A 22,544-nucleotide genomic window follows, 5' to 3' on the forward strand; every position below is an offset into this window, starting at 1 on the left:
GGATTTTGTGGTATAAAGCGCGCCGGACTTCCGTTCCATCTCAGATACACAAGGATGGACGTAAGCGACATAGCTCACTTTGTGTAATAACACACACGTATCGGCACATATTCCGGGGTGCCCTTCGGGGTCGGTAATATGGGATACGTGGAGGCATAACCCCAATTTAATCTATAGAGGTTTTAAACATGGCAACTGTTTCCATGCGCGACATGCTCAAGGCTGGTGTTCACTTCGGTCACCAGACCCGTTACTGGAACCCGAAAATGAAGCCTTTCATCTTCGGCGCGCGTAACAAAGTTCACATCATCAACCTTGAGAAAACCGTACCGATGTTCAACGAAGCTCTGGCTGAACTGAACAAGATCGCTGCTCGTAAAGGTAAAATCCTTTTCGTTGGTACTAAGCGCGCTGCAAGCGAAGCGGTAAAAGACGCTGCTCTGAGCTGCGATCAGTTCTTCGTGAACCATCGCTGGCTGGGCGGTATGCTGACTAACTGGAAAACCGTTCGTCAGTCCATCAAACGTCTGAAAGACCTGGAAACTCAGTCCCAGGACGGTACTTTCGACAAGCTGACCAAGAAAGAAGCGCTGATGCGCACTCGTGAGCTGGACAAGCTGGAAAACAGCCTGGGCGGTATCAAAGATATGGGCGGCCTGCCGGACGCACTGTTCGTTATCGACGCTGACCACGAGCACATCGCTATCAAAGAAGCAAACAACCTGGGCATCCCGGTATTTGCTATCGTTGATACCAACTCTGATCCGGACGGCGTAGACTTCGTTATCCCGGGTAACGACGATGCAATCCGCGCAGTAAGCCTGTACCTGGGCGCTGTTGCTGCTACCGTTCGTGAAGGTCGCTCTCAGGACCTGGCTTCTCAGGCGGAAGAAAGCTTCGTAGAAGCTGAATAATAAGGTTTAAGCCCTTATTAGTACCGTGTATGAATAGGGGCCCATTATCGGCCCCTTTTTTCAATTTACGCTGTTTGGCCGTTGGCCGGGCAGTATCCACATCTCCCGAGGATTTTAGAATGGCTGAAATTACCGCTTCCCTGGTAAAAGAGCTGCGCGAACGTACTGGCGCAGGCATGATGGATTGCAAAAAAGCGCTGACTGAAGCGAATGGCGACATCGAGCTGGCAATCGAAAACATGCGTAAATCCGGCGCGATCAAAGCGGCGAAGAAAGCAGGCAACGTGGCTGCTGACGGCGTGATCAAAACCAAAATCGAAGGCAACTACGGTTACATTCTGGAAGTTAACTGCCAGACTGACTTCGTTGCTAAAGATGGTGGTTTCCAGGCATTTGCCGACAAAGTACTGGACGCCGCTGTTGCAGGTAAAATCTCCGACGTTGAAGTTCTGAAAGCGCAGTTCGAAGAAGAACGTGTTGCGCTGGTTGCTAAAATCGGCGAGAACATCAACATCCGTCGTATCGCTGTTCTGGAAGGCGACGTTCTGGGCAGCTACCAGCACGGTGCGCGTATCGGCGTTCTGGTTGCCGCTAAAGGCGCTGACGAAGAGCTGGTTAAGCAGCTGGCAATGCACGTTGCTGCAAGCAAGCCGGAATTCGTTAAGCCGGAAGACGTGTCTGCTGAAGTGGTAGAGAAAGAGTACCAGGTTCAGCTGGACATCGCGATGCAGTCCGGTAAGCCGAAAGAAATCGCAGAGAAAATGGTTGAAGGCCGCATGAAGAAATTCACCGGCGAAGTTTCTCTGACTGGTCAGCCTTTCGTTATGGAGCCGAGCAAATCTGTTGGCCAGCTGCTGAAAGAGCACAACGCTGACGTGACTGGCTTCATCCGCTTTGAAGTGGGCGAAGGCATTGAGAAAGTTGAGACTGACTTTGCAGCAGAAGTTGCTGCGATGTCCAAGCAGTCTTAATTTTTAAAAAAAGGAGCCGCCTGAGGGCGGCTTCTTTTTGCGCCCATTTTGTAAATTCAGCCAACTGCTTATAGTGGCCGCGCTGAAATGCGACATACAATGTCGCCGGAATTATCACATCTCATTCGTTGACAGTCTCAGGAAAGAAACATGGCTACCAATGCAAAACCCGTCTACAAACGTATTCTGCTGAAATTAAGTGGCGAAGCGCTGCAGGGCTCAGAAGGCTTCGGTATTGATGCAAGCATACTTGACCGCATGGCTCAGGAGATCAAAGAGCTGGTTGAGCTGGGTATTCAGGTTGGCGTAGTAATTGGTGGCGGTAACCTGTTCCGTGGTGCTGGTCTGGCGAAAGCGGGTATGAACCGCGTTGTGGGCGACCACATGGGCATGCTGGCAACGGTCATGAACGGCCTCGCAATGCGTGATGCGCTCCACCGCGCCTATGTGAACGCTCGTCTGATGTCCGCCATTCCGCTGAACGGCGTATGCGACAACTACAGCTGGGCAGAGGCGATCAGCCTGCTGCGCAACAACCGCGTAGTGATCCTCTCCGCTGGTACCGGCAACCCGTTCTTTACCACCGATTCCGCAGCCTGCCTGCGCGGTATCGAAATTGAAGCCGATGTGGTGCTGAAAGCCACTAAGGTTGACGGCGTATTCACCGCTGACCCGGCAAAAGATCCTTCTGCCACCATGTACGATCAGCTGACCTACAGCGAAGTTCTGGAAAAAGAGCTGAAAGTCATGGATCTGGCGGCCTTCACCCTGGCGCGTGACCATAAATTACCGATTCGCGTCTTCAACATGAACAAACCTGGCGCCCTGCGTCGCGTGGTGATGGGCGAAAAAGAAGGCACATTGATCACGGAATAATTCCCGTCAGCGCCAAATCCGGGTAATATTCCGCTTTACTTTCGCGGGGATATTGCCCGGTGATTTTCATTAAATCTGACTATACTTAGCTCATTTTCCGACGGGTGTCCCGTCTGGTCTGACTGAGACAAGCTTTCAAGGATTCGTAACGTGATTAGCGATATCAGAAAAGATGCTGAAATCCGCATGGAAAAATGCGTCGAAGCATTCAAAAACCAAATCAGCAAAATTCGCACGGGTCGTGCTTCTCCGAGCCTGCTGGACGGGATTGTTGTTGAATACTACGGTACTCCGACCCCGCTGCGCCAGCTGGCCAGCGTCACCGTCGAAGACTCCCGTACCCTGAAAATCAACGTCTTTGACCGTTCTATGTCCGCGGCCGTTGAAAAAGCGATCATGGCCTCCGACCTCGGTCTGAACCCAAGCTCTGCCGGCAGCGATATTCGTGTCCCGCTGCCGCCGCTGACCGAAGAGCGTCGTAAAGACCTGACCAAGATCGTGCGTGGTGAAGCCGAGCAGGCGCGCGTTGCCGTGCGTAACGTTCGCCGTGACGCCAACGATAAAGTCAAAGCGCTGCTGAAAGAAAAAGAGATCAGCGAAGATGACGATCGCCGTTCTCAGGACGACGTGCAGAAAATGACTGACGCCGCCATCAAAAAAGTTGACGCGGCGCTGGCAGACAAAGAAGCGGAACTGATGCAGTTCTAATGCTCTGCCCTTACTCGGGCCAGACAGGCTCTGGCCTGAGTAAAATCTGAAACGCCGTACAGAAGACTGTACGCTCAATTCTCGGGATTGCGTTGCAACCGCTGGCCTTGTAGCCTTTAGCGCTTAGTTGAAGGCCTAATGCCGCCGTCTCATCCCCGATAGTTGCTGCGTAGGGGCTTGCTGGCGGCGTTTTGCTTTTTATTCTGTTTCCACTCTTCTGGACGTCTCATGAAGCAATTAACCGTTCTCGGTTCGACCGGCTCCATTGGCTGTAGCACGCTGGACGTGGTGCGCCATAACCCTGGTCGCTTTTCCGTCGCCGCGCTGGTCGCGGGGAAAAACGTTGACCGTATGGTTGAACAATGCCTGGAATTTACCCCCCGTTACGCGGTGATGGACGATGCGCAAAGCGCTGAGCGGTTGCGCACCCGTCTGCATGAGCATGGCAGTCGCACCGAGGTGCTGAGCGGCCAGCAGGCGGCGGCAGAGGTCGCGGCGCTGGATGAGGTCGATCAGGTCATGGCGGCAATCGTCGGCGCGGCGGGACTGGTGCCGACGCTGGCGGCGATCCGCGCCGGGAAAACGGTATTGTTAGCGAATAAAGAATCGCTGGTGACCTGCGGTCGCTTATTCATGGAGGCGGTGCAACAGTCGGGGGCGCGATTGCTACCGGTCGATAGCGAGCATAACGCTATTTTTCAGAGTATGCCGGAGACAATTCAGCAGCATCTGGGATACGCTGATCTTGCCCGGAATGGCGTCTCGTCAATCCTGCTGACCGGCTCCGGTGGGCCTTTCCGCGAGACGGCCGTGGCTGAACTGGCGGCGATGACCCCGGATCAGGCCTGCCGTCATCCCAACTGGTCGATGGGGCGCAAGATCTCCGTCGATTCGGCCACGATGATGAACAAAGGCCTGGAATATATTGAAGCGCGCTGGCTGTTTAACGCCTCGGCCCAGCAGATGGAAGTGCTGATCCATCCGCAGTCGGTGATCCACTCGATGGTTCGCTATCAGGATGGCAGCGTGCTGGCCCAGCTTGGGGAGCCGGATATGCGCACGCCGATCGCCCATACCATGGGCTGGCCGCAGCGACTGAATTCCGGCGTTAAACCGCTGGACTTCTGTCAGTTGAGCAATCTGAGCTTCTCCGCGCCGGACTATACGCGATATCCGTGCCTGAAGCTGGCGATGGACGCGTTTGACGTCGGCCAGGCCGCGACCACGACGCTGAATGCGGCTAATGAAGAGTCGGTTGCCGCGTTTCTGCATGGCGATATCCGCTTTACCGATATTGCGGCGGTTAACCTGGCGGTGCTGGATAAGATGGACCTGCAGGAGCCGCAAAGCATTGATGATGTTCTGGTTATCGACGCCGAGGCGCGCGCAATCGCTCACCAGCAGCTGCAGCGGTTGGTTGCGCAGGCGTAACGCGGTGATATTTGTGGGCGCAAGGCTTCGGTGATATAGTCTGCGCCACCCGATCGTTGCATTTTGTTGTTAAAGATTACGGTGGCCGTGACAAAACACGGCTTTTTTGCGTAAAGCTTTTGGTTGTTCTCTGCGATTGGCTGCAGCCCCGGCACCGGATAAAAATGCGTATCCAGCGCGGCCCGGTGGCCTCTGTTTGGTGGCTAGTTAATCCTTATTATGGACTTAAAACGCGTGATGTTGTCTGCTAATCAAACTGTCAGCGAAATATCGCCCACCCATGGCTGCCGTCATGTCGCCATTATTATGGATGGCAACGGCCGTTGGGCGAAACGGCAAGGTAAAATTCGCGCTTTCGGGCATAAGGCCGGTGCGAAATCCGTGCGTCGCGCGGTCTCCTTCGCGGCGAATAATGGGATTGAGGCGTTAACGTTATACGCGTTCAGCAGCGAAAACTGGAACCGTCCGGCTCAGGAAGTCAGTGCGCTGATGGAACTGTTCGTCTGGGCGCTGGATAGCGAAGTCAAAAGCCTGCACCGACACAATGTGCGTCTGCGGATTATTGGCGACACCACGCGCTTCAATGCGCGCCTGCAGGAGCGGATCCGCAAAGCGGAAGCGCTAACCGCAAACAATACCGGCTTAACGCTGAATATTGCAGCCAATTACGGCGGTCGCTGGGATATTACCCAGGGCGTTCGTTTGCTGGCGAAACAGGTACAGGACGGGACGCTGCTGCCTGAGCAGATCACGGAAGACATGCTGAGTCAGCAGGTCTGCATGCATGAACTGGCTCCCGTTGATTTAGTTATTAGGACCGGGGGAGAGCACCGAATAAGTAACTTTCTGATTTGGCAAATTGCCTATGCCGAACTTTACTTTACGGATGTTCTTTGGCCCGATTTTGCTGAACAGGACTTTGAAGGTGCACTCCATGCCTTTGTTAATCGAGAGCGTCGTTTCGGCGGCACTGAGCCGGGTGGCAGTCATGCCTGATGGGGGTCACTTTTGCTGAAGTATCGCCTGATATCTGCTTTCGTCTTAATCCCCATCGTCATTGCGGCATTGTTTTTATTGCCGCCGATGGGCTTTGCTATCGTCACCCTGGTGGTCTGTATGCTCGCCGCCTGGGAGTGGGGACAACTGAGCGGTTTTACCTCGACGTCGCAGCGGGTTTGGCTGGCGGTGCTGTGCGGCCTTCTGCTGGCGGCGATGCTTTTTCTGCTGCCTGAATACCACTATGACGTTCATCAACCGATGGTTGAAGGGTCGCTATGGGCCTCTTTTGCCTGGTGGATCGTCGCGTTACTGCTGGTGCTCTCATACCCGGCGTCGGCGGCATTCTGGCGCCACTCAAAGGTGCTGCGCCTCATCTTCGGCATCCTGACCATCGTCCCGTTTTTCTGGGGCATGCTGGCGCTGCGCGCCTGGCACTATGCCGATAACCACTACAGCGGCGCGCTGTGGCTGCTGTACATCATGATCCTGGTGTGGGGCGCAGACTCTGGCGCCTATATGTTTGGTAAAATGTTTGGCAAGCACAAGCTGGCGCCGAAGGTCTCACCGGGTAAAACCTGGCAGGGCTTTTTTGGCGGTTTGCTGACCGCGGCAGTAATTTCCTGGGCCTACGGCGTGTGGGCCCATCTTGACGTCACGCCGACGGTGCTGCTGGTTTGTTCGGTGGTGGCGGCCCTGGCTTCGGTGCTGGGCGACCTGACGGAAAGTATGTTTAAGCGCGAGGCCGGCATTAAGGATAGCGGGCACTTGATTCCCGGACATGGTGGTATTCTCGATCGTATCGACAGCCTGACGGCGGCGGTACCGGTCTTCGCCTGTCTGCTACTGTTGGTCTTCAGGACGATTTGACGGAAGGTTATATGCTGAGCGTGCTCTGGAATCTGGCGGCTTTTATCATTGCGCTTGGCGTACTGATTACGGTGCATGAGTTTGGCCATTTTTGGGTGGCGCGCCGCTGCGGTATCCGGGTTGAGCGTTTTTCTATCGGGTTCGGCAAAGCGCTGTGGCGGCGGATGGATAAGCAGGGCACAGAGTTCGTCATCGCCCTGATCCCACTGGGCGGCTACGTCAAGATGCTGGATGAGCGTGTTGAAGCGGTGGCGCCGGAGATGCGTCATTATGCCTTCAACAATAAAACCGTCGGTCAGCGTGCGGCGGTTATTGCCGCCGGCCCCATCGCTAACTTCATTTTCGCTATCTTTGCTTACTGGCTGGTCTTTATCATCGGCGTTCCCGGCGTGCGGCCGGTGGTGGGTGAAATAACGCCCAATTCGGTTGCCGCGCAAGCACAAATTGCAAAAGGAACGGAACTTAAAGCGATAGATGGTATCGAAACGCCTGATTGGGATGCGGTGCGTCTGCAGCTGGTGGCCAAAATCGGCAACCCGCAAACAATAGTTACCGTCGCCCCTTTCGGGACCAATCAGCGCCAGGATAAAATCGTCGATCTGCGGCACTGGTCGTTTGAGCCAGACAAGCAAGATCCCGTGACCTCTCTGGGGATCCAGCCGCGCAGCGCGCAGATTGATACGGTGCTGGCTGAGGTTCAGGCGGGATCGGCAGCCCAGAAAGCGGGTTTGCAAGCGGGCGACCGGATCGTTAAAGTCAATGGTCAACCGTTAACGCAGTGGATGACGTTTGTTAATCTGGTGCGCGATAATCCGGGCAAAGCGCTGGCGCTGGAGATTGAACGGCAGGGGAGTGCGCTGCCGTTAACCCTGACGCCGGATGCGAAAACGGTGAAAGGTAAGGCGGAAGGGTTCGCAGGGGTGGTGCCAAAGGTCATCCCGCTGCCTGAAGAATACAAGACAGTACGTCAGTACGGACCGTTTGCCGCCATCGCTGAAGCCACGGATAAAACCTGGCAGCTGATGTCGCTGACGGTCAGGATGCTGGGTAAATTGATAACCGGTGATGTCAAACTGAACAACCTCAGTGGGCCGATCTCTATCGCTCAGGGGGCTGGAATGTCAGCGGAGTTTGGGTTGATTTATTATCTGATGTTCCTGGCGCTGATTAGCGTGAACCTCGGAATCATCAACCTGTTCCCTCTACCCGTACTGGATGGGGGACATCTGCTGTTTTTAGCGATTGAAAAGCTGAAGGGCGGGCCGGTATCCGAGCGAGTTCAAGACTTTAGTTATCGCATTGGCTCAATACTGCTGGTGCTGTTAATGGGGCTTGCACTTTTCAATGATTTCTCTCGGTTATAAGAGAGTTTGTTAGGAAGAACGCATAATAACGATGGCGATGAAAAAGTTGCTCATAGCGTCGCTGCTGTTTAGCAGCGCGACTGTATACGGTGCTGAAGGGTTCGTGGTGAAGGACATTCATTTCGAAGGCTTGCAGCGTGTCGCTGTTGGTGCGGCCCTCCTCAGTATGCCAGTGCGTCCTGGCGATACGGTGACCGACGATGATATCAGTAACACTATTCGCGCGCTGTTTGCCACTGGCAACTTCGAGGACGTCCGCGTCCTGCGCGATGGTGATACCCTGCTGGTGCAGGTGAAAGAGCGTCCGACGATCGCCAGCATCACCTTCTCCGGCAACAAGTCGGTGAAAGATGACATGCTGAAGCAGAACCTTGAGGCCTCAGGCGTTCGGGTGGGCGAGTCGCTTGACCGCACGACCATCGCGGATATCGAGAAGGGTCTTGAAGACTTCTACTACAGCGTCGGTAAATACAGCGCCAGCGTCAAAGCAGTCGTTACGCCGCTGCCGCGTAACCGTGTCGATTTGAAGCTGGTCTTCCAGGAAGGCGTCTCCGCAAAAATTCAACAGATCAACATCGTCGGCAACCATGCGTTTTCGACCGATGAGCTGATCTCCCACTTCCAGCTGCGCGATGAGGTGCCGTGGTGGAACGTGGTCGGCGACCGTAAATACCAGAAGCAGAAGCTAGCGGGCGACCTTGAAACCCTGCGCAGCTACTACCTGGATCGCGGCTATGCCCGTTTCAACATCGATTCTACCCAGGTCAGCCTGACGCCGGATAAGAAAGGGATCTACATCACCGTCAACATCACCGAAGGCGATCAGTACAAGTTTTCCGGAGTGCAGGTGACGGGCAACCTCGCTGGCCATTCCGCGGAAATCGAAGCGCTGACTAAAGTTGAGCCAGGCGAACTGTACAACGGCGCGAAAGTGACCAAGATGGAAAACGACATCAAGAAACTGTTGGGTCGTTATGGTTACGCCTATCCGCGCGTGCAGTCGCAGCCGGAGATCAACGACAGCGATAAAACCGTTAAGCTGCACGTTAACGTCGACGCAGGCAACCGTTATTACGTGCGTAAAATTCGCTTCGAAGGCAACGACACCTCTAAAGATGCCGTACTGCGCCGCGAAATGCGCCAGATGGAAGGCGCATGGCTGGGCAGCGACCTCGTCGATCAGGGTAAAGACCGTCTCAATCGTTTAGGTTTCTTTGAAACGGTGGATACTGATACCCAGCGCGTGCCGGGCAGCCCGGACCAGGTCGACGTTGTCTACAAGGTGAAAGAGCGTAACACCGGTAGCTTCAACTTCGGTATCGGCTACGGCACCGAGAGCGGCGTCAGCTTCCAGGCGGGCGTTCAGCAGGATAACTGGTTAGGTACTGGCTATGCTGTCGGGATCAACGGTACCAAAAACGACTACCAGACCTATACCGAGCTGTCGGTGACCAACCCGTACTTCACAGTAGACGGTGTAAGCCTCGGCGGTCGTGTCTTCTATAATGACTTTGATGCAAACGATGCGGATCTGTCTGACTATACCAACAAAAGCTATGGTACAGACATTACGCTGGGCTTCCCGGTCAATGAATACAACACGCTGCGCGCCGGCGTCGGTTATGTGCATAACTCCCTGTCCAATATGCAGCCGCAGGTGGCAATGTGGCGTTACCTTAACTCGATGGGCCAGTATCCGGACAACACCAACGACCGGAACTCGTTCAGTGCGAATGACTTCACCTTCAACTACGGTTGGACCTATAACAAGCTTGACCGCGGCTTCTTCCCAACGGAAGGTTCGCGCGTCAACCTGAACGGTAAGGTGACCATTCCGGGCTCAGACAACGAGTACTACAAAGCGACGCTGGATACCGCGACCTACGTGCCGATCGACAACGATCATCAGTGGGTAGTACTGGGTCGTACGCGCTTTGGTTATGGCGATGGTATCGGCGGCAAAGAGATGCCGTTCTATGAGAACTTCTATGCCGGTGGTTCCAGCACCGTGCGTGGCTTCCAGTCGAACACCATTGGTCCGAAGGCGGTGTACTTCCCGTCGAGCAGCCGTCATGATGGCGATAGCGGTTATACCAATGACTGTAAGAGCACCGAATCCGCACCGTGTAAATCCGATGATGCGGTGGGCGGTAACGCGATGGCGGTGGCCAGCCTTGAGCTGATTACCCCGACGCCGTTTATTAGTGACAAATATGCGAACTCGGTCCGGACTTCCGTCTTCTGGGATATGGGTACCGTATGGGATACTCACTGGGATTCGAGCGCGTACGCGGGTTATCCGGATTACAGCGATCCGAGCAACATCCGTATGTCTGCGGGTATTGCCGTGCAGTGGATGTCGCCGTTGGGGCCGTTGGTCTTCTCCTACGCCCAACCGTTCAAAAAGTACGATGGAGACAAAGCCGAACAGTTCCAGTTTAACATTGGTAAAACCTGGTAATTGTTGGCGGCAACGGAATGCAAGTGCAGTATAGCGCTGACCGTAGGCGATAACGCGTTTATCGCCTCGCCACGCAAATAACGGTACCCCTGGGTACTCATGGGATGGTAAGGAGTTTATTGTGAAAAAGTGGTTATTAGCTGCAGGTCTGGGTTTGGCAATGGTAACTTCCGCTCAGGCGGCAGATAAAATTGCCCTGGTGAACATGAACAGCCTGTTCCAACAGGTTGCCCAGAAAACTGGCGTTTCCAACACGCTGGAAAACGAGTTCAAAGGCCGCGCTAGCGAACTGCAGCGTATGGAAGGCGACCTGCAGTCCAAAATGCAGCGTCTGCAGTCCATGAAGCCGGGCGCCGATCGTACCAAACTGGAAAAAGACGTGATGGCACAGCGCCAGACTTTCTCCCAGAAAGCGCAGGCGTTTGAACAGGATCGCGCACGTCGTTCCAACGAAGAGCGTGGCAAACTGGTGACCCGTATCCAGACTGCCGTACAGAGCGTAGCGAAAGATCAGAGCATCGATCTGGTGGTTGACGCGAATGCCGTTGCATATAACAGCAGCGATGTAAAAGACATCACCGCTGATGTGCTGAAACAGGTTAAATAAGTAATGCCTTCAATTCGACTGGCTGATCTCGCGCAGCAGTTGGATGCAGAATTACACGGTGATGGCGATATCGTCATCACCGGCGTTGCGTCCATGCAGAGCGCGAAAACGGGCCAAATCACTTTCATGGTCAACCCTAAGTACCGTGAGCACCTGGCCGCTTGCCAGGCTTCTGCCGTTGTGATGACGCAGGATGATTTACCTTTTGCCCATAGCGCCGCGCTGGTAGTGCGTAACCCCTACCTGACCTACGCGCGCATGGCTCAAATTCTTGATACCACGCCGCAGCCGGCTCAGGATATCGCGCCGAGCGCGGTCATCGATCCGTCGGCGAAGCTGGGTAGCAACGTTGCCATCGGCGCCAACGCGGTTATCGAATCCGGCGTAGTGCTGGGCGATAACGTAGTTATCGGCGCAGGCTGCTTCGTTGGGAAAAATACGAAAATAGGCGCCGGCTCGCGTTTGTGGGCTAATGTGACCGTTTACCATGAGATTGAGATCGGCGAGAATTGCCTGATTCAGTCCAGCACGGTGATTGGCGCGGATGGCTTCGGCTACGCTAACGATCGCGGTAACTGGGTAAAGATCCCGCAGTTGGGTCGCGTCATTATTGGCGATCGCGTGGAGATTGGCGCCTGCACCACGATTGACCGTGGTGCGCTGGACGATACCGTGATTGGCAACGGGGTTATCATTGATAACCAGTGCCAGATTGCGCATAACGTGGTGATTGGCGACAATACCGCGGTCGCTGGCGGCGTTATCATGGCGGGCAGCCTGAAAATTGGCCGCTACTGCATGATTGGCGGCGCCAGCGTGATTAACGGCCATATGGAAATCTGCGATAAGGTCACCGTCACGGGGATGGGGATGGTGATGCGTCCTATCAGCGAACCTGGCGTATATTCCTCCGGTATTCCGCTGCAGCCGAACAAGGCGTGGCGTAAAACCGCTGCGCTGGTGATGAATATTGACGAGATGAGCAAGCGCCTGAAAGCGATTGAGCGCAAGGTTAATCAACAAGACTAATTCATCATTTGGTCACATGACATTTCCGGCCTGTTGCATTCGCTAAAAGATTGCCGCAGGCCGTGTTATTATTGCCTTTTAGTACATTTAGACAGGAAGAGTATTTTGACTACTGACACTCATACTCTGCACATTGAAGAGATTCTGGAACTTCTGCCTCACCGTTACCCGTTCCTGCTGGTAGACCGCGTGCTGGATTTTGAAGAAGGTCGTTTTCTGCGCGCAGTAAAAAATGTTTCTGTAAACGAGCCGTTTTTCCAGGGGCACTTCCCTGGTAAGCCGATTTTGCCGGGCGTCCTGATTCTGGAAGCAATGGCGCAAGCCACCGGGATTCTGGCGTTCAAAAGCGTCGGAAAACTGGAACCAGGCGAGCTGTACTACTTCGCGGGTATCGATGAAGCACGCTTCAAACGCCCGGTAGTACCAGGCGATCAGATGATTATGGAAGTCACTTTCGAGAAAACCCGCCGCGGCCTGACCCGTTTCAAAGGCGTTGCGCTGGTTGACGGTAAAGTGGTTTGCGAAGCGACGATGATGTGTGCGCGTAGCCGGGAGGCCTGATACGTGATTGATAAAACCGCTTTTGTTCATCCTACCGCCATTGTAGAAGAGGGCGCCGTGATTGGCGCTAACGTTCACATTGGTCCGTTTTGTATTGTTGGCGCTAACGTCGAAATCGGCGAAGGCACCGTGCTGAAGTCTCACGTTGTCGTTAACGGCCACACCAAAATCGGCCGTGACAATGAGATCTATCAGTTCGCTTCCATCGGCGAAGTTAACCAGGATCTGAAATATGCTGGCGAACCGACCCGGGTGGAAATTGGCGATCGCAACCGCATTCGCGAAAGCGTCACCATTCATCGCGGCACAGTACAGGGCGGTGGATTAACAAAGGTGGGCAACGATAACCTGCTGATGATCAACGCCCACGTGGCGCACGATTGTACGCTTGGCGATCGCTGCATTCTGGCCAATAACGCGACGCTCGCGGGCCATGTTTCGCTGGATGATTATGTCATTATCGGCGGCATGACGGCGGTGCATCAGTTCTGCGTCATTGGCTCACACGTTATGGTTGGCGGCTGCTCCGGCGTGGCGCAGGACGTTCCGCCGTTCGTAATTGCCCAGGGCAACCATGCGACGCCGTTCGGCGTTAACATCGAAGGGCTGAAACGCCGCGGCTTCAGCCGGGAAGCAATCACCGCGATCCGCAACGCGTATAAACTGCTGTACCGCAGCGGCAAAACGCTGGAAGAAGCCAAGCCGGAAATCGCCGAACTGGCTGCTCAGCATCCTGAGGTTCAGCTGTTTGTCGATTTCTTCGCTCGTTCTACCCGCGGCTTGATTCGTTAATGGCTGAACAGCGTCCCCTGACGATTGCCCTGGTCGCCGGAGAAACCTCCGGCGATATTCTAGGCGCTGGTCTCATCCGCGCGCTTAAAGCACGCATCCCGAATGCGCGCTTTGTCGGCGTGGCGGGGCCGCTAATGCAGGCGGAAGGGTGCGAAGCCTGGTATGAAATGGAAGAGCTGGCGGTGATGGGCATTGTTGAAGTGCTCGGTCGCCTGCGTCGCTTACTCCATATTCGCGCCGATTTGACCCGCCGCTTCGGCGAGCTGCGTCCCGATGTCTTCGTCGGCATCGACGCCCCTGACTTTAATATCACCCTCGAAGGAAATCTGAAAAAGCAGGGCATCAAAACCATTCACTACGTCAGCCCGTCGGTCTGGGCCTGGCGACAAAAACGCGTTTTCAAAATCGGCAGATCCACCGATCTGGTGCTGGCCTTTCTGCCTTTCGAAAAAGCGTTTTATGACAAATTTAACGTCCCCTGCCGCTTTATTGGCCATACCATGGCGGATGCGATGCCGCTGGATCCTGACAAAGGCGCTGCGCGCGACCGGTTAGGGATCCCGCACAGCGTGCGCTGCCTCGCTCTGCTACCCGGCAGCCGCGGCGCGGAAGTCGAAATGCTTAGCGCCGACTTCCTGAAAACCGCGCAGCTTCTGCGCGCCACCTATCCCGATCTGCAGGTGGTGGTGCCGCTGGTTAATGCTAAACGGCGGGAGCAGTTTGAGCGTATTAAAGCTGAGACGGCGCCGGATATGATCGTGCATATGCTGGACGGTCAGGCGCGCGATGCAATGATCGCCAGCGACGCCGCGCTGCTGGCCTCCGGGACGGCAGCGCTGGAGTGTATGCTGGCGAAATGCCCGATGGTGGTTGGCTACCGGATGAAGCCGTTCACCTTCTGGCTGGCGAAGCGGTTGGTAAAAACCGACTACGTCTCGTTACCGAACCTGCTGGCCGGTCGCGAACTGGTTAAAGAGCTGCTGCAGGATGAGTGCGAGCCCCAGGCGCTGGCAGCCGCTCTGCAGCCGCTGCTGGCCGATGGCAAAACCAGCCATGAGATGCATGAGACGTTCCGCGCCCTGCATCAGCAGATCCGCTGCAACGCCGATGAGCAGGCGGCGGACGCCGTACTGGAGTTAGCAAAACAATGATGGAGTTCGTCTATCCGCATACCCATCTGGTTGCCGGCGTCGATGAGGTCGGGCGTGGCCCCCTGGTTGGCGCGGTGGTGACCGCGGCGGTGATCCTCGATCCGGCGAAGCCGATTGTGGGTCTGAATGATTCCAAAAAACTCAGCGAGAAGCGTCGTCTGGCGCTGTTCGATGAGATTAAAGAGAAAGCGCTGTGCTGGAGCCTGGGGCGCGCCGAGCCGCACGAAATCGACGAGCTGAATATTCTGCATGCCACTATGCTGGCGATGCAGCGCGCCGTCGCCGGCCTGAGCATTGTTCCTGAGTTTGTCCTGATCGATGGCAACCGCTGTCCGTCGCTACCGATGCCCTCCCAGGCGGTGGTGAAAGGCGACAGCCGGGTGGCAGAAATCAGCGCAGCGTCTATTCTGGCAAAAGTCACTCGTGACGCCGAAATGGCCACGCTGGACCTCGCATTTCCCCACTACGGATTTGCCCAGCATAAAGGCTATCCCACCGCTGTTCACCTGCAGAAGCTGCAGGAACACGGCGCAACAGAGCATCACCGGCGCAGTTTTGGCCCGGTGAAGCGTGCCCTGGGCCTGGCGTCCAACTAAGTCACCGGGATCTAAAGATGGCTGAACCACGTTTCGTACACCTGCGGGTGCACAGCGACTATTCCATGATCGATGGGCTGGCAAAGACCGGGCCGCTGGTGAAGAAGGCGGCCTCGCTTGGCATGCCAGCGCTGGCGATCACCGATTTCACCAACCTCTGCGGACTGGTGAAGTTCTACGGGACGGGACACGGCGCGGGGATTAAGCCGATCGTCGGCGCCGACTTTCACGTGCAGTGCGACCTGCTCGGCGACGAATTTACCGAGCTGACCGTGCTGGCGGCGAACAACACCGGCTACCAGAACCTGACCCTGTTGATTTCCCGCGCCTATCAGCGCGGCTACGGCGCCCTGGGGCCGTGGATCGATCGCGACTGGCTGGTGGAACATCAGGAAGGGCTGATTCTGCTCTCCGGCGGCCGGAAAGGTGACGTCGGCGTCAGCCTGATCCGCGGCAATATGCCGCTGGTTGAACAGTGCGTCGCCTTCTACGAAGAGCATTTCCCGGACCGCTATTTTCTGGAGCTGATCCGTACCGGTCGACAGGATGAAGAGGCCTATCTCCACGCCGCCGTGGCGCTGGCGGAAGCGCGCGGCCTGCCGGTGGTGGCGACCAACGATGTCCGCTTTCTCGACACCAGCGATTTCGACGCCCATGAAATCCGCGTCGCGATCCACGACGGTTTTACGCTCGACGACCCGAAACGGCCGCGCAACTACTCGCCGCAGCAATATATGCGCAGCGAGGAAGAGATGTGTGAGCTGTTCGCCGATATTCCGGAAGCGCTGGCGAACAGCGTTGAAATTGCCAAGCGCTGCAACGTCACCGTGCGGCTTGGCGAATATTTCCTGCCGCAGTTCCCGACCGGCGATATGACCACGGAAGATTTCCTGGTCATGAAATCGAAAGAGGGTCTGGAAGAGCGGCTGGAATTCCTCTTCCCGGATCCTGCCGTCCGTGCTGAAAAGCGCCCGGAGTATGACCAGCGTCTGGATATTGAACTCCAGGTTATCAACCAGATGGGGTTCCCGGGCTACTTCCTGATTGTGATGGAGTTTATCCAGTGGTCGAAGGATAACGGCGTGCCGGTTGGCCCGGGACGCGGTTCCGGCGCCGGTTCGCTGGTGGCCTATGCGCTGAAGATCACCGATCTTGACCCGCTGGAGTTCGACCTGCTGTTCGAACGTTTCCTTAACCCTGAACGTGTCTCGATGCCCGACTTCGACGTCGACTTCTGCATGGAGAAACGCGACCAGGTTATCGAGCACGTGGCGGATATGTACGGCCGCGACGCGGTATCGCAGATCATCACCTTCGGTACCATGGCGGCGAAAGCGGTCATCCGCGATGTCGGTCGCGTGCTGGGTCACCCGTACGGATTTGTCGATCGTATCTCCAAGCTGGTGCCGCCCGATCCGGGCATGACGCTGGCGAAAGCCTTTGAGGCCGAGCCGCAGCTGCCGGAGATCTACGAGGCGGACGAAGAAGTGAAAGCGCTGATCGACATGGCGCGTAAGCTGGAAGGGGTGACGCGAAACGCCGGTAAACATGCCGGTGGGGTAGTTATCGCTCCAACCAAAATCACCGATTTCGCGCCACTGTATTGCGATGAGCAGGGGCTGCATCCGGTTACCCAGTTTGATAAGAACGACGTGGAATACGCCGGGCTGGTGAAATTCGACTTCCTCGGTCTGCGTACGCTCACTATCATTAACTGGGCGCTGGAGATGATCAACAAGCGCCGTGAGAAGAACGGCGAAGGGCCGCTGGATATCGCCGCCATCCCGCTGGATGACAAGAAAAGCTTCGACATGCTGCAGCGCTCGGAAACCACCGCGGTCTTCCAGCTTGAATCACGCGGCATGAAAGATCTGATTAAACGCCTGCAGCCGGACTGCTTCGAAGATATGATCGCGCTGGTGGCTCTGTTCCGCCCGGGCCCGCTGCAGTCGGGGATGGTAGATAACTTTATCGACCGTAAGCATGGCCGCGAGGAGATCTCTTATCCGGACGTGCAGTGGCAGCATGAAAGCCTGAAACCGGTGCTGGAGCCAACCTACGGCATCATCCTGTATCAGGAACAGGTCATGCAGATTGCCCAGGTGCTGTCCGGATATACCCTCGGCGGCGCGGACATGCTGCGTCGTGCGATGGGTAAGAAAAAGCCGGAGGAGATGGCCAAGCAGCGTTCTATCTTTGAGGATGGGGCGAAGAAAAACGGCATTGACGGCGAACTGGCGATGAAAATCTTCGACCTGGTGGAGAAATTCGCCGGTTACGGATTTAATAAATCGCACTCCGCCGCCTACGCGTTGGTCTCCTACCAGACGCTGTGGCTTAAGGCGCACTACCCGGCCGAGTTTATGGCGGCGGTGATGACCGCCGATATGGACAACACCGAGAAAGTGGTTGGCCTGGTGGATGAGTGCTGGCGAATGGGGCTAAAAATCCTGCCCCCGGATATTAACTCCGGCCTGTACCATTTCCACGTCAACGACGATGGCGAGATCGTCTACGGCATTGGCGCCATCAAGGGCGTCGGTGAAGGACCGATCGAAGCGATTATTGAGGCGCGCAACAATGGCGGCTATTTCCGCGAGCTGTTCGACCTCTGCGCGCGAACCGATATTAAAAAGCTCAACCGTCGGGTGCTGGAAAAGCTGATTATGTCCGGGGCGTTCGATCGTCTCGGCCCACATCGCGCGGCGCTGATGAATTCGCTGGGCGATGCGTTGAAAGCCGCCGACCAGCACGCGAAAGCCGAGGCCATCGGCCAGGCTGATATGTTCGGCGTGCTGGCGGAAGAGCCCGAGCAAATTGAGCAATCCTACGCCAGCTGCCAGCCATGGCCTGAGCAGGTGGTGCTGGATGGTGAAAGGGAGACCCTGGGGCTATACCTCACCGGACACCCGATTAACCAGTATCTGAAGGAGATTGAGCGCTACGTCGGCGGCGTGAGGCTCAAAGACATGCATCCGACCGAACGTGGGAAAGTCACCACGGCGGCGGGGCTGGTGATTGCGGCGCGGGTAATGGTCACCAAGCGCGGCAATCGTATCGGCATCTGTACTCTGGATGACCGTTCCGGGCGGCTGGAAGTGATGTTATTCACCGACGCGCTGGATAAATATCAGCAGTTGCTGGAAAAAGACCGCATACTTATCGTCAGCGGACAGGTCAGCTTTGATGACTTTAGCGGGGGGCTTAAAATGACCGCCCGTGAAGTCATGGACATTGACGAAGCCCGGGAAAAATATGCTCGCGGGCTTGCTATCTCGCTGACGGACAGGCAAATTGATGACCAGCTTTTAAACCGACTCCGTCAGTCTCTGGAACCCCACCGTTCGGGAACCATTCCAGTGCACCTCTACTATCAGAGGGCGGATGCACGCGCGCGGTTGCGTTTCGGCGCAACATGGCGCGTCTCTCCGAGCGATCGTTTACTTAACGATCTGCGGGGCCTTATCGGCTCGGAGCAGGTGGAACTGGAGTTTGACTAATACAGGAATACTATGAGTCTGAATTTCCTAGATTTTGAACAGCCGATTGCAGAGCTGGAAGCGAAAATCGATTCCCTGACTGCGGTAAGCCGTCAGGATGAGAAACTGGATATTAACATCGACGAAGAAGTGCATCGTCTGCGTGAGAAAAGCGTAGAGCTGACGCGCAAAATCTTCGCCGATCTCGGTGCATGGCAGGTTGCGCAACTGGCGCGCCACCCGCGCCGTCCTTACACCCTGGATTATGTCCGCCTGGCGTTCGACGAATTTGACGAACTGGCCGGTGACCGCGCCTTCGCTGACGATAAAGCGATTGTCGGCGGTATCGCGCGTCTTGACGGTCGTCCGGTGATGATCATCGGCCACCAGAAAGGTCGTGAAACCAAAGAGAAAATTCGCCGCAACTTTGGGATGCCGGCGCCGGAAGGCTACCGCAAAGCGCTACGCCTGATGGAGATGGCTGAGCGTTTTAAAATGCCGATCATCACCTTTATCGACACCCCGGGCGCCTACCCGGGCGTCGGCGCGGAAGAGCGTGGCCAGTCGGAAGCGATCGCCCGCAACCTGCGTGAGATGTCGCGTCTGAGCGTGCCGGTTATCTGCACCGTAATCGGTGAAGGCGGCTCCGGCGGCGCGCTGGCGATCGGCGTGGGCGACAAGGTCAACATGCTTCAGTACAGCACCTATTCGGTCATTTCACCGGAAGGCTGCGCCTCCATTCTGTGGAAGAGCGCGGATAAAGCGCCGCTGGCTGCGGAAGCGATGGGCATTATCGCCCCGCGTCTGAAAGAGCTGAAGCTGATCGATTCTATCGTTCCGGAACCGCTGGGCGGCGCTCACCGCAACCCGGAAGCGATGGCAGCAAGCCTGAAGGCGCAGCTGCTGGCAGACCTGGCAGACCTCGATCTGCTCAGCGAAGAAGAGCTGCTGAACCGCCGTTATCAGCGTCTGATGAGCTACGGTTACGCTTAACTTTTTCGTCAGGACTAAACACTAAGGGCCGGATTTTCCGGCCCTTTTTTTATGTGCGATGCGCCCGGGGGATTGCTATGATGCTTGACTTAGGTGAATACCAGGAGGAAAGCGTGAATATCATCGCCATCATGGGGCCTCACGGCGTCTACCACAAAGACGAGCCGATCAAAGAACTGGAAGCGGCGCTGCAGCGCCAGGGCTTCCAGACCATCTGGCCGCAAAACAGCGCCGACCTGCTGCAGTTTATCGAGCACAACCCGCGCATCTGCGGGGTGATCTTCGACTGGGATGAATACAGCGTCGATCTGTGCAGCGATATCAATCAGCTCAATGAATACCTTCCTCTGTACGCCTTTATTAACGCCCACTCGACGATGGATGTCAGCAGTCAGGATTTGCGCATGACGCTGTGGTTCTTCGAATATGCGCTGGGACTCTCCGAAGAGATCGCCACCTGCATTGGGCAGTACACCCGCGAGTACCTGGAGAATATCACTCCGCCGTTTACCCGCGCGCTGTTTAACTATGTCCAGGAGGGAAAATATACCTTCTGTACGCCGGGCCATATGGGCGGCAGCGCCTATCAGAAAAGCCCGGTGGGCTGCCTGTTCTATGATTTTTTTGGCGGGAATACGCTGAAGGCGGATGTCTCGATTTCGGTCACCGAGCTGGGCTCCCTGCTGGATCATACCGGCCCGCACCTGGAGGCGGAGGAGTATATCGCGCGCGCCTTTGGCGCCGAGCAAAGCTATATGGTGACCAACGGCACCTCGACGTCCAATAAAATTGTCGGCATGTACTCGGCGCCCGCCGGCAGCACCCTGCTGATTGACCGTAACTGTCACAAATCGCTGGCCCACCTGCTGATGATGAGCGATGTGGTTCCCCTGTGGCTGAAGCCGACCCGCAACGCGCTGGGGATCCTCGGCGGTATCCCCCGGCGCGAATTTACCCGCGACAGCATTCAGCAGAAAGTGCGCGACACGGGCGGGGCGCAGTGGCCCGTGCATGCGGTGATCACCAACTCCACCTACGATGGTCTGCTCTATAACACCACCTGGCTTAAGGAGACGCTCGATGTCCCGTCGATCCATTTCGATTCCGCCTGGGTGCCCTATACCCATTTCCATCCGATATATCAGGGGAAAAGCGGTATGAGCGGGGAGCGGATCCCCGGGAAAGTCATCTTCGAGACGCAGTCGACGCATAAGATGCTGGCCGCGCTGTCGCAGGCCTCGCTGATCCACATTAAAGGCAACTATGATGAAGAGACCTTTAACGAAGCCTTTATGATGCATACCTCTACGTCGCCGAGCTACCCCATCGTCGCGTCGATTGAGACCGCGGCGGCGATGCTGCGCGGCAACTCCGGTAAACGTCTGATCCAGCGCTCCATTGAGCGGGCGCTGGACTTCCGCAAAGAGGTGCAGCGACTGCGCGAGGAGTCGGACGGCTGGTTCTTTGATATCTGGCAGCCGGAAGCCGTGGATAAAGCCGAGTGCTGGCCGGTAGCGCCGGGCGAGGACTGGCACGGTTTCAAAGATGCCGATGCGGATCATATGTATCTCGATCCGGTGAAGGTCACCATTCTGACGCCGGGCATGGACGAGCAGGGGAATATGGATGAAGAGGGGATCCCGGCGGCGCTGGTGGCGAAGTTCCTCGACGAGCGGGGCGTGGTGGTAGAGAAAACAGGCCCCTACAATCTGCTGTTCCTGTTCAGTATCGGCATCGATAAAACCCGGGCGATGGGGCTGCTGCGCGGCCTGACCGAGTTTAAACGCGCCTACGATCTCAATCTGCGGGTGAAAAATATGCTGCCGGATCTGTACGCCGAAGATCCCGACTTCTACCGCAACATGCGGATCCAGGATCTGGCGCAGGGGATCCACCGCTTGATCCGTCAGCATCAGCTGCCGCAGCTGATGCTCAGCGCCTTTGACGTCCTGCCGGAAATGAAAATGACGCCGCATCACGCCTGGCAGCGCCAGATCAAGGGGGAGGTGGAAACTATTGAACTGGAGAACCTGGTGGGGCGGATTTCGGCCAACATGATCCTCCCTTATCCGCCGGGGGTTCCGCTGCTGATGCCGGGAGAGATGATCACCGAGGAAAGCCGGGCGGTGCTCGATTTTCTGCTGATGCTTTGCTCTATCGGCCGTCATTACCCGGGCTTTGAGACCGATATTCACGGCGCCAAGCGCGATGAGGACGGTGTGTATCGGGTACGAGTCTTAAAAAATGACGAAAGGCTTGCGCGTTAACGGCGCGCACGAGTAACGTGGCTGGCTTAACAGAAGGAGTTTAACCATGCTGGGTTTGAAACGGGTTCACCATATTGCCATCATTGCGACCGACTACGCCCGCAGTAAAGCGTTCTATTGCGATATTCTGGGGTTTACGCTGCAAAGTGAGTTTTATCGCGCCGAGCGCGATTCCTGGAAAGGCGATCTGGCGCTCAACGGCGAGTATGTGATTGAGTTGTTCTCGTTCCCGTTTCCGCCAGCCCGCCCCAGTCGTCCGGAAGCCTGCGGGCTGCGTCATCTGGCCTTTAGCGTGGATGATATCGACGCCGCGGTAGCCCATCTCACCGCGCATGGCGTGGAGTGCGAAGCGATTCGTGTCGATCCCTTTACCGGTAAACGCTTTACCTTCTTTAGCGATCCGGACGACCTGCCGCTGGAAATATATCAGCAGTAAATCTTGCCAGCGCGGCCCTGGCCCGGTAACGTGCCGGGCCAT

At 56.2% G+C, this 22,544-nt stretch carries 19 protein-coding genes; all 19 read left to right on the plus strand.

Going from position 1 to position 22,544, the window contains the following annotated elements; genetic code table 11:
• Window positions 1-188 precede the first annotated feature (188 nt).
• The 19 genes from rpsB to HMPREF3140_RS10525 all read left to right on the plus strand — a co-directional run bounded on the left by rpsB (window position 189) and on the right by HMPREF3140_RS10525 (window position 22,502).
• The gene (gene rpsB, locus HMPREF3140_RS10435; RefSeq protein ID WP_002889299.1) at window positions 189-914 is read left to right on the plus strand and encodes a 30S ribosomal protein S2; all 726 of its coding nucleotides are present in this window, start codon (window positions 189-191) and stop codon (window positions 912-914) included.
• A gap of 119 nt (window positions 915-1,033) precedes the next feature.
• Window positions 1,034-1,885: a translation elongation factor Ts gene (gene tsf / locus HMPREF3140_RS10440; protein WP_004151930.1), complete on the plus strand. Its 852-nt coding sequence runs from the start codon at window positions 1,034-1,036 to the stop codon at window positions 1,883-1,885.
• A 150-nt stretch (window positions 1,886-2,035) separates the two neighbouring features.
• Window positions 2,036-2,761 carry a UMP kinase gene (gene pyrH / locus HMPREF3140_RS10445; RefSeq protein WP_002889306.1) on the plus strand — a complete coding sequence of 242 codons (726 nt, stop codon included), beginning with the start codon at window positions 2,036-2,038 and terminating at the stop codon, window positions 2,759-2,761.
• 150 nt (window positions 2,762-2,911) lie between these two features.
• Window positions 2,912-3,469 (plus strand): ribosome recycling factor, encoded by a 558-nt coding sequence (gene frr / locus HMPREF3140_RS10450; RefSeq protein ID WP_002889308.1) that lies wholly within the window; start codon window positions 2,912-2,914, stop codon window positions 3,467-3,469.
• Between the two features lie 228 nt (window positions 3,470-3,697).
• Complete coding sequence (gene ispC, locus HMPREF3140_RS10455; protein WP_002889310.1) at window positions 3,698-4,900, plus strand: 1-deoxy-D-xylulose-5-phosphate reductoisomerase; 1,203 nt, start codon at window positions 3,698-3,700, stop codon at window positions 4,898-4,900.
• A 237-nt stretch (window positions 4,901-5,137) separates the two neighbouring features.
• Window positions 5,138-5,896 (plus strand): (2E,6E)-farnesyl-diphosphate-specific ditrans,polycis-undecaprenyl-diphosphate synthase, encoded by a 759-nt coding sequence (gene ispU, locus HMPREF3140_RS10460; protein ID WP_002889316.1) that lies wholly within the window; start codon window positions 5,138-5,140, stop codon window positions 5,894-5,896.
• A gap of 12 nt (window positions 5,897-5,908) precedes the next feature.
• Entirely contained in the window at window positions 5,909-6,766 is an 858-nt protein-coding gene (gene cdsA / locus HMPREF3140_RS10465) for a phosphatidate cytidylyltransferase (RefSeq protein ID WP_070552979.1), read from the plus strand.
• Window positions 6,767-6,777: 11 nt separating this feature from the next.
• The gene (gene rseP / locus HMPREF3140_RS10470; RefSeq protein WP_021313458.1) at window positions 6,778-8,130 is read left to right on the plus strand and encodes a sigma E protease regulator RseP; all 1,353 of its coding nucleotides are present in this window, start codon (window positions 6,778-6,780) and stop codon (window positions 8,128-8,130) included.
• A gap of 31 nt (window positions 8,131-8,161) precedes the next feature.
• On the plus strand, window positions 8,162-10,591 hold the full coding sequence (gene bamA, locus HMPREF3140_RS10475; protein ID WP_004177357.1) for an outer membrane protein assembly factor BamA: 2,430 nt from the start codon (window positions 8,162-8,164) through the stop codon (window positions 10,589-10,591).
• Between the two features lie 121 nt (window positions 10,592-10,712).
• A complete protein-coding gene (gene skp, locus HMPREF3140_RS10480; RefSeq protein ID WP_002889325.1) occupies window positions 10,713-11,198 on the plus strand; it encodes a molecular chaperone Skp in 486 nt (161 codons plus the stop codon).
• A gap of 3 nt (window positions 11,199-11,201) precedes the next feature.
• Complete coding sequence (gene lpxD, locus HMPREF3140_RS10485; RefSeq protein ID WP_002889327.1) at window positions 11,202-12,227, plus strand: UDP-3-O-(3-hydroxymyristoyl)glucosamine N-acyltransferase; 1,026 nt, start codon at window positions 11,202-11,204, stop codon at window positions 12,225-12,227.
• A gap of 105 nt (window positions 12,228-12,332) precedes the next feature.
• Entirely contained in the window at window positions 12,333-12,788 is a 456-nt protein-coding gene (gene fabZ, locus HMPREF3140_RS10490) for a 3-hydroxyacyl-ACP dehydratase FabZ (protein WP_004145858.1), read from the plus strand.
• Window positions 12,789-12,791: 3 nt separating this feature from the next.
• Window positions 12,792-13,580, plus strand: coding sequence for an acyl-ACP--UDP-N-acetylglucosamine O-acyltransferase (gene lpxA, locus HMPREF3140_RS10495; RefSeq protein ID WP_002889371.1), 789 nt, complete (start codon window positions 12,792-12,794; stop codon window positions 13,578-13,580).
• On the plus strand, window positions 13,580-14,731 hold the full coding sequence (gene lpxB, locus HMPREF3140_RS10500; RefSeq protein WP_002889374.1) for a lipid-A-disaccharide synthase: 1,152 nt from the start codon (window positions 13,580-13,582) through the stop codon (window positions 14,729-14,731). The genes lpxA and lpxB overlap by 1 nt, the downstream gene beginning before the upstream one ends.
• Window positions 14,728-15,327 (plus strand): ribonuclease HII, encoded by a 600-nt coding sequence (gene rnhB, locus HMPREF3140_RS10505; protein ID WP_002889376.1) that lies wholly within the window; start codon window positions 14,728-14,730, stop codon window positions 15,325-15,327. The genes lpxB and rnhB overlap by 4 nt, the downstream gene beginning before the upstream one ends.
• A 17-nt stretch (window positions 15,328-15,344) precedes the next feature.
• A complete protein-coding gene (gene dnaE / locus HMPREF3140_RS10510; RefSeq protein WP_004177353.1) occupies window positions 15,345-18,827 on the plus strand; it encodes a DNA polymerase III subunit alpha in 3,483 nt (1,160 codons plus the stop codon).
• A gap of 12 nt (window positions 18,828-18,839) precedes the next feature.
• Window positions 18,840-19,799 carry an acetyl-CoA carboxylase carboxyl transferase subunit alpha gene (accA, locus tag HMPREF3140_RS10515; protein WP_004145855.1) on the plus strand — a complete coding sequence of 320 codons (960 nt, stop codon included), beginning with the start codon at window positions 18,840-18,842 and terminating at the stop codon, window positions 19,797-19,799.
• A 113-nt stretch (window positions 19,800-19,912) separates the two neighbouring features.
• Window positions 19,913-22,066 carry a lysine decarboxylase LdcC gene (locus tag HMPREF3140_RS10520; RefSeq protein WP_070552980.1) on the plus strand — a complete coding sequence of 718 codons (2,154 nt, stop codon included), beginning with the start codon at window positions 19,913-19,915 and terminating at the stop codon, window positions 22,064-22,066.
• A gap of 46 nt (window positions 22,067-22,112) precedes the next feature.
• Complete coding sequence (locus tag HMPREF3140_RS10525) at window positions 22,113-22,502, plus strand: VOC family protein (protein WP_002889387.1); 390 nt, start codon at window positions 22,113-22,115, stop codon at window positions 22,500-22,502.
• Window positions 22,503-22,544 lie beyond the last annotated feature (42 nt).

Origin of the sequence: Klebsiella sp. HMSC16A12 (assembly GCF_001808265.1) — a bacterium.
Taxonomy (GTDB): Bacteria; Pseudomonadota; Gammaproteobacteria; order Enterobacterales; family Enterobacteriaceae; genus Klebsiella; species Klebsiella pneumoniae.